A 7841-nucleotide genomic window follows, 5' to 3' on the forward strand; every position below is an offset into this window, starting at 1 on the left:
CAATCTTACAACTTATACAAAATGGCTAATGATTCCGTTGATACAGTAAAAACAAAGAATGAAATATTAATAGTTGACGACCATCCTTTTATAATAGAAGGATATAAAAATGCAATTACGAGGTATAATCCGGAGGAATTCGAGTTTCTTATAACTAAAGCAAAAGATTGCGAATCAGCCTACCATATTATTACCAATCCAGCTGTTGTGCCATTTGACATTGCTTTTTTAGATATTAGTATGCCGCCTTATGAAGAAAAAAATATTTATTCCGGCGAGGATTTGGCAAAATTAATATTAGAATACATGCCAAACTGCAAAATTATATTACTAACCATGTATACCGAATTGTTGAAGATAAAAACCATTATCAAAACAATAAATCCAAGTGGACTGGTTATAAAAAACGATTTAACTTTTGATGAATTAATTTTTGCTTTCGATAAGGTTATAAAAAACGAAAAATATTACAGCCAGTCCGTTTTAAAAATGTTGAATCAGGCAGAGGAAAATACAATAGAAATTGATCAATTTGATAAAGATATTTTGTTTCATATATCAAAAGGAACCAAGCTGAATGACATTCCACAATATATTCCAATTTCACTTGGAGCAATTGAGCAACGCAAACTGAATTTAAAAGAATTATTAAAAATAGAACATGGAAGCGATATTGATTTAGTCCAGGAAGCTAAAAACAAAGGATTGCTATTTTAATTTTATCAAATAAAAAACGACACTTAATAGGTGTCGTTTTTTATTTGTTTTAAAGAGATTTCTATTCACTCAAAGCATCCCAACCACGAGCTTTCAATGCTATTTTCGTGTTGGCACGAGTCACTAAATGAATGCCTTCGCTTTCTTGTGTCATGTGCCCAATGATTGTAAAGTTTGGATTCCCTTTGATTTTTTCAAAATCGTCCATGGCAATAGTGAAAAGCAATTCATAATCTTCGCCTCCGTTTATGGCAACAGTGGTACTGTCGATATCGAATTCTTCACAAACATTAATAAATGTTGGATCAATTGGTAGTTTGTCTTCGTATAAATTACACCCTACCTTAGATTGTTTGCACAAATGCATAATCTCAGACGATAATCCATCTGAAATATCAATCATTGAAGTTGGTCTTATTTCTAAAGCGTGCAATAGAGTACGAACATCTTTGCGTGCTTCCGGTTTCAATTGTCGTTCAATTAAATATGTGTACGCATCTAAATCCGGTTGTGAATTTGGATTCACCTGAAACACTTGCTTTTCGCGTTCCAAAACTTGCAACCCCATATAAGCAGCCCCAATATCGCCAGTTACGACTAATAAATCTGTTTGTTTGGCACCATTTCTATACACGATTTCATTTTCATCTGCTTCGCCAATGGCAGTTATACTGATGATTAACCCTTTCTGGGAGGAAGTCGTATCCCCACCGATAACATCTACATTGTATTCATTTGCAGCATGCGTAATTCCTGCAAACAATTCATCCAAAGCTTCTAAAGGAAAACGATTAGAGACTGCTACTGAAACCGTGATTTGCGTGGGTTTAGCATTCATGGCGCAAATATCAGAAACATTGACCACTACCGCTTTGTAGCCCAAATGTTTTAAGGGCATGTATGCCAAATCAAAATGCACACCTTCTATCAATAAATCCGTCGAAACTACTACTCTTTTATCTTTGAAATCCAAAACAGCGGCGTCATCGCCAATTCCTTTTAAAGTTGAAGGCTGATTGATTTTGAAGTTTTTTGTCAAATGGGCAATCAATCCAAATTCGCCTAACTGAGCAATACTTGTGCGTTGTGGGTTTTTATCTTCGATCATTATTTAAATTATTTTTGAGGTTGCAAATATACAAAGAAATATTCGCCTTGATTTGTTCCAATTTTCATTAATTTCATTCGAACTTTCAAATACTTAAATCGGACAAAATGAAATTATTTGATATCGTTACCCGTTGGGCATAATTGAAAATTCACTTATGATGTAAAAACAACCGTTCAGAGATGAGCGATTTTTTTGCATTACCTAATTAAATTCAAATTAAACAAGCGTAAAAATAAAGGTTTGCACCTATCTGTTACGCGTGTATAAAATCAATCAATAGAATTATATTGAATATTGCATTATCTGTTACGTGCGTGTAAACATTATTTAATTAAATTCTATTAATAGTTGATTAATCAGATTTTTTTTTAATATTAGAGGGGAATTTTAATTTATTTCAGTTACTTATATGAACTAAAAAAACACCCAGAAAATGAGTGTTTTTTAAAATGGCTAACTAAATGTTAACTAAAATGTTTGTTAAGTACTGTAAACAGGGTATTAAAGTGACCACGGCAGGGTTCGAACCTGAAACCTTAGGCACTCAATTTGATGTTTTGAACAACCCCTTAAAAACAGTACAAAACAAGCCGTAAACCTCAACAAATTCAACATTAACAGTACATTAAAACTAATTGTAAATAATAGAATGAAATAGAATGATATTTAATAATACTGACTAATTACTGACTAAATACTGACTAGAATTTTTTAACTCAAATTAATGTTATAAATTTGAGTGTTCAAAAGTTCAAATTATGGCAAAGATTAAATTTTTACTTCAAAGTAAATCCGACAACTCTCAAATCTATATTAGAGTTTCAATAAGTCAGAAAATTTCATTAAAGAAAAAAACGGGGTTTACTATAAACTCAAAAGACTGGAGCGAGGCAACCGGATTGCCAAAACAAAACAATCCCGAAAACAAGAAATTATCTAACAACCTCAAAAAGTTAGATCCATTTGTTTTAGAGAACTTAAACAAAGATTTAGCAAATAGTGTTTTAATTGATGCGTATTGGTTAGAAAACCAAATAAGCAATTGTTTTAAACGAGTTATAAAAACTGATACAGGTTTATTAATTAATCATATTCAGTACATTCTCGATAATGCAAACACTCGCAAAGTAAGAACTAACGGCGGGGTTAAAATTGGATTGAGCAAGGAAACAATAAAAAACTATACTGTATTTAAAAATATAGTCTTAGAGTACCAAAAAACCATAAAAAAACAAATTCAGTTTATTGAGATCACAAATACTTTTGTTGACAAATTCACAAACTGGCTCGTTAATACTAAAAAATATTCCGCAAATACAACAGGTAGAGAATTACAAATCTTAAAAACTGTTTGCATCGATGCTGAAAAAAACGAAATTCCGGTAACACCTTATTCAAAAACAATTCAACATTTTGGAGAAAGCGACAAAGACCGCTACATTCAAACATTATCATTTGAGGAGCTGCAGCAAATCAAAAACACCGATTATTCAAATCTTGAAAAACTCAAAGAATTTAAAAAAGCAAATCCCGAACTAACGAAAAATCTTTTATTGACACCCCAAACATTAGACAACGCCCGGAACTGGATTTTAATAGGTTGTGAAATTGGACAACGAGGCGGGGACTTATTGAAAATAACAAATGAGAATATTCGATTTAAGGGCGGGAATATGTATTTAGATATAATTCAACAGAAAACAAATAAAAGTGTAACCATTGGTATAATTGCCCCGCACGTTATCGAAATAATAGAAAACACTTTGCCAAAAGAAATACCACACCAAAAACTAAACGAATATTCAAAGGTAGTTTGTAAAATGGCTGGCATTGTTGAGGTTGTAAAAGGAACTAAACTTAACACCGGAACCAATCGAAAAGAATTAGGCAAATATTCAAAGTATGAACTAATAGCCTCGCATTGTTTTAGGCGTTCCTTTGCCTCTAATTACTATAAAAAGATACCAACCGCCGTACTTATTGGAATTACAGGACATAGCAAAGAAAGTTTGTTTTTAACGTATATCAATAAACGGGAAGACAAAGACAGCAACGCCGATTTATTTATGAAATTTTATGAAGACCTCAACAAAGACAAAACACCCGAAATGAAAGTGTTAAAAAACGGGACAAAATAAACAATACTGTATCTAATTCGTTACATTTGCAAAAGATTAAAACCAATGAGAGTATTATTTAAAACTTTAGAGTTTACGGCATTTTTGGAAAGTGTAGATTTCGCTACACAACAAAAAATAGATTATCTATCCGAAATTCTTATAACACAGACAGTCATAAATATCAAAGTTGCAAAGAAACTAACCAACACAAATTTTTATGAAGTTCGAGTACAGGTAAAAAACGAATATAGAATTATTGTTTTTGCAATTGACCACGACAACATAACTCAAAGTAGAAATATTTTATTCCTAAATGGGTTTATGAAAAAATCGACAAAGGACTACGACAAACAAATAAAGTTAGCAATCAAAATATTAGAACAATGGCACGACCAAAACTAGATTTAGAAAGAATAAAAAAGGAACTACCTACAATAAATGATTATATAGATAATCAACACGGCAAACAGGGAGCTCCAGAGCGTGAAGAATTTAACGCAAAGGCACTTTCTTATTATTACGGCGAATTGATAAAGGAAAAACGCAAAGAAAAACACCTAACCCAGGAAGAACTTGCCCAACAAATAGGCAAAAACAGGGCGTATATTGCACGTATTGAACAAGGGAAAACTGACTTGCAACTATCTAATTTTATGCAAATAATCAACGCATTGGGCTTGTCGTTACAAATTGCGTAATGAAAGTATTGAAAAACGGAACTAATAATTAAAAAAGTGTTTTTTGGATTTTAAAAAAAAGCAATTGTGTAACAAAATATGTTCATTAAGAATAAATTATGTTACAATTTATTGCCAAAAGAAAAAAACCCTTAAAACTAAAATTATGAGAACTTACGCAGAACAAGAATTATTAACAAAAATTACAGAATTAGAGAACAGAATAGGAAGTAGAGCAAGCGAATTTATTGGAGAGATCGGAGATTTTCAATGGTTTTTGAAACAAGGAATTGCAAAAGAATTGCATTCAATGACCACTACTGGACATGAGGGAAGTAAACCCAATCTGAGGGAATTTGAAAATATTATGTTTAATATTGTTATTCTATACGATATGTTTGATTTACTCAACGAAAGAGAATTATTAGAATCAGACTATGACAACCAATGTAAGTTAAAAAGTTAAGGTTAAAACAATGTTCAAAAGTTCAAATTAATTCAATCAATACAGGCAAAAAATGGAGTTTTATAATTTTGAAAAATACAATGATGTTTTTTGTTTTGAAAAACTAAGTCAGGACTACCAACCACTATTAAAAATATACGAAAGTAACTATAAAACTTCCCTGAATACTTTTTTAAAAGAGTATGAAGAAAACACGGAATTTAGATATATTGAAAGTCAATTATACATTTGCAATAAAGAAATTACCATTCAAAAAAGCATTATTACAAGTTTAGAAAGACTCGATCACGAAACTTTTTATTATGTAAGAAACAGGATTAGCGAAACTCATTTCGTCTATTTGGAAAAATTGGATTTTCAGGGTGATGAGACAGACGAAGTAGACGAGACAGAACTTTGTATACACGCCACCGCCAAAAATTTTATAAAGTTTATTTCAAATAGAATAACAAGTCTTTGTTTAATCAATGAATTTTTAGAACAACGAAAACAGGAACTTGAAAAGGGATTAATTACTATTTCCCCAACAGTTCCCGCCCCCGAAAACGAACAAGATAAAATGTATTTTAAAGTAGGTTTACTTTTTGCTAAAAAGGAAATTTATAAGAATGTAGTTCATATTGACGGTTACAATAAAGTAAATTATCATTTCAAAGATGAGGTTTTTGACAATCCAAATCAATTGTCTAAACGTCTATTATTAACCCGTCAATTTATTAATGACAGTTTTACAGGTGCAAAAACTAAACATAATATCTTTAACAATCTTAAACAGTTAAAAAATATAATTGACTATTGTAATAAAAACGAAATTGTTATTGATGCTGAATTTTTAAATAAATACACAACATTAGTAGAAAGTAAACAATAATAAATACCTGCACCATTTCCCGCACAAGTGCAATAATAAGGTGTCAATCAATTTGATAGAATTTCGCAAAGTGAAACAATAAAAACACTTTGTAAAATGGAAGCAATTCAAATTATTACTACGCCAAATGAATTTAAAAAAGAAATCGCAAACGAGGTTAAAACCCATTTAGACGAATTTCTGAAACACTTTACCCCAGTTCAACCAAAAGAATATTTGACGCGTAAAAACGTGGCGGATATGTTTCAAGTGGACATTTCGACAGTATATAATTGGTCGAAGTCAAAACGATTGAATCCTTATTCAATTTCCGGACGAATTTACTTTTTACGTTCCGAAGTAGAAGCAAGTTTGAAACCCATAAACGTTTAATTTATGGGTTCAACAGGCAACGCAAAAACCAAACCATACCGATATTTTTATAAACGAAATTCGGTTTTAGAGTTCTATTCAGTTTATGAAGTTATTGCCGGAACTGAAAAAAACCTACTTATTACCGAAATTCTAAGAATAGAAAAGTTTAGAGAAAAATCAAAATCCAAAAACATTATTGATTATTTGAGGTTACGCACCACAACCAACTGGGAAACGTGCGAACTAATCACAGGATTACGACCGACCTCAAAAAGAGGTTTGTTTTATGGGGACTGGTTAAAAACTAATGCACTGGGAAACACCGCAAAACATCTTTTGATATTTCAATTCGCAAAAGACAAAGATTTTATGTTTGTCGATGTTTACCGGGGGTTTTACCCAAAAAACAAAGCAGCACTTAAAAATATTATTAGCACCTACAAAACAAACTAAAAGGCACAAAAAAACGAGAGTTGTTCAGGCTCTCGTTTATACTTTGTTCAAAAGTTCAGTTTTCAACAGGCATTGTAAAAAACTTATTCAAAGATACTCAATTGATTGATTTTATAAAAATAATTATTAAGGAATTACGCCCCGCTATTTTAGAGGCGAATCCCCTTTTAGATTTTTATGATACCATTAACCTAACTACTGGAGAAATGAAAACCACAAACAGGAACGGCAACAAAGTAACACCATCAAAAAACGCATCTTATAACGGTTTGGAATTTAAAATTTATGATACGGGAACAATAGCAATTGCGGGAAGTTTGCATAAGTACTGGAACAATGGAGCCCACAATTACAATGATTTCAATAATGAGGCGGTTTCGTTTGTTTTGAGCGACTTAAAAACAAAATTCGACATAGAGCCGGAACAATGTATTTTGAAGTGTTTAGAGATAGGCATAAACATAACGCCACCAATTCCAACGAATGAGATTTTAGATAATTGTTTACTACATAAAACAAAACCTTTCGAGTATCAGAAAAATTCAGACGAGGGAAAATATAAACAAGTAGAACACAACGAATACATTATTAAAATTTACAATAAGGCACTGCATTACAAATCAAAAGGTTTTGATATTAAAACCGAAATAATGCGTTTTGAAATCAAATACACAACCTTAACAAGATTGAAACAAAAAGGCATTTTTACTTTACAGGATTTAATTGATTACGGTTTGCACAACTTCAAAGATGATGTTTTGAATGAATGGCAAAATGTACTGTATTATGATAATACTACCCAAATTGAGAGTTTAAGTAAAACTATTCAAAAAAGAGTTATTGAATATTCAAATCCTAATTATTGGACTGGATTATTAAACAATAAACAGACTGAAAACTACAAACACCACAGAAAACAATTAAATATAATTACTCAAAAACACTCGAATAAAGTCCAAGAAATGACAGCCGAAATAATGAGAAAAAAGATTGATTAGATATTCCGACGAAAGTACACCACCCATTCCGGAGCAAAGTACACCACGATTCCGCAACAAAGTGCGCCATTTAT

The 7841-nt window shown here is 31.5% G+C and carries 10 protein-coding genes; 9 read left to right on the top strand and 1 reads right to left on the bottom strand.

The genetic code is table 11. The annotated features are described in order from the left end of the window. Positions 1–21 precede the first annotated feature (21 nt). Positions 22–717 (top strand): response regulator, encoded by a 696-nt coding sequence (locus EKM03_RS09465; RefSeq protein ID WP_126461750.1) that lies wholly within the window; start codon positions 22–24, stop codon positions 715–717. Between the two features lie 61 nt (positions 718–778). Here the strand turns inward: EKM03_RS09465 and thiL are convergent, their stop codons facing one another. Continuing rightward, on the bottom strand, positions 779–1825 hold the full coding sequence (thiL, locus tag EKM03_RS09470) for a thiamine-phosphate kinase (protein WP_126461746.1): 1047 nt from the start codon (positions 1823–1825) through the stop codon (positions 779–781). A gap of 761 nt (positions 1826–2586) precedes the next feature. On the opposite strand from thiL, the gene EKM03_RS09475 reads away from it, so the two are divergent. From EKM03_RS09475 to EKM03_RS09510, 8 genes are all read left to right on the top strand, one after another. Continuing rightward, positions 2587–3966: a phage integrase SAM-like domain-containing protein gene (locus EKM03_RS09475; protein ID WP_126740251.1), complete on the top strand. Its 1380-nt coding sequence runs from the start codon at positions 2587–2589 to the stop codon at positions 3964–3966. 45 nt (positions 3967–4011) lie between these two features. Next, positions 4012–4350 (top strand): type II toxin-antitoxin system RelE/ParE family toxin, encoded by a 339-nt coding sequence (locus EKM03_RS09480; protein WP_126740253.1) that lies wholly within the window; start codon positions 4012–4014, stop codon positions 4348–4350. Continuing rightward, positions 4332–4646: a helix-turn-helix domain-containing protein gene (locus EKM03_RS09485; RefSeq protein WP_126740255.1), complete on the top strand. Its 315-nt coding sequence runs from the start codon at positions 4332–4334 to the stop codon at positions 4644–4646. Before EKM03_RS09480 ends, EKM03_RS09485 begins: the two co-directional genes overlap by 19 nt. A gap of 145 nt (positions 4647–4791) precedes the next feature. Next, on the top strand, positions 4792–5091 hold the full coding sequence (locus tag EKM03_RS09490; protein ID WP_126740257.1) for a hypothetical protein: 300 nt from the start codon (positions 4792–4794) through the stop codon (positions 5089–5091). A 52-nt stretch (positions 5092–5143) separates the two neighbouring features. Continuing rightward, positions 5144–5962, top strand: a complete 819-nt coding sequence (locus EKM03_RS09495; protein WP_126740259.1) for a hypothetical protein — start codon at positions 5144–5146, stop codon at positions 5960–5962. Between the two features lie 96 nt (positions 5963–6058). Further along, complete coding sequence (locus EKM03_RS09500; RefSeq protein WP_126740261.1) at positions 6059–6334, top strand: helix-turn-helix domain-containing protein; 276 nt, start codon at positions 6059–6061, stop codon at positions 6332–6334. Between the two features lie 3 nt (positions 6335–6337). After that, entirely contained in the window at positions 6338–6769 is a 432-nt protein-coding gene (locus EKM03_RS09505) for a hypothetical protein (RefSeq protein ID WP_126740263.1), read from the top strand. A 101-nt stretch (positions 6770–6870) separates the two neighbouring features. After that, positions 6871–7767 carry a hypothetical protein gene (locus EKM03_RS09510; RefSeq protein WP_126740265.1) on the top strand — a complete coding sequence of 299 codons (897 nt, stop codon included), beginning with the start codon at positions 6871–6873 and terminating at the stop codon, positions 7765–7767. Positions 7768–7841 lie beyond the last annotated feature (74 nt).

It is taken from the genome of Flavobacterium sp. GSP6 (assembly GCF_003984855.1).
In the GTDB taxonomy this organism is placed as follows: domain Bacteria; phylum Bacteroidota; class Bacteroidia; order Flavobacteriales; family Flavobacteriaceae; genus Flavobacterium.

What these genes read in the sequence shown, in the direction of transcription:
- EKM03_RS09465 (WP_126461750.1), top strand. Translation starts at nt 22, where the DNA reads ATGGCTAATGATTCCGTTGATACAGTAAAAACAAAGAATGAAATATTA.
- thiL (WP_126461746.1), bottom strand. Translation starts at nt 1,825, where the DNA reads ATGATCGAAGATAAAAACCCACAACGCACAAGTATTGCTCAGTTAGGC.
- EKM03_RS09475 (WP_126740251.1), top strand. Translation starts at nt 2,587, where the DNA reads ATGGCAAAGATTAAATTTTTACTTCAAAGTAAATCCGACAACTCTCAA.
- EKM03_RS09480 (WP_126740253.1), top strand. Translation starts at nt 4,012, where the DNA reads ATGAGAGTATTATTTAAAACTTTAGAGTTTACGGCATTTTTGGAAAGT.
- EKM03_RS09485 (WP_126740255.1), top strand. Translation starts at nt 4,332, where the DNA reads ATGGCACGACCAAAACTAGATTTAGAAAGAATAAAAAAGGAACTACCT.
- EKM03_RS09490 (WP_126740257.1), top strand. Translation starts at nt 4,792, where the DNA reads ATGAGAACTTACGCAGAACAAGAATTATTAACAAAAATTACAGAATTA.
- EKM03_RS09495 (WP_126740259.1), top strand. Translation starts at nt 5,144, where the DNA reads ATGGAGTTTTATAATTTTGAAAAATACAATGATGTTTTTTGTTTTGAA.
- EKM03_RS09500 (WP_126740261.1), top strand. Translation starts at nt 6,059, where the DNA reads ATGGAAGCAATTCAAATTATTACTACGCCAAATGAATTTAAAAAAGAA.
- EKM03_RS09505 (WP_126740263.1), top strand. Translation starts at nt 6,338, where the DNA reads ATGGGTTCAACAGGCAACGCAAAAACCAAACCATACCGATATTTTTAT.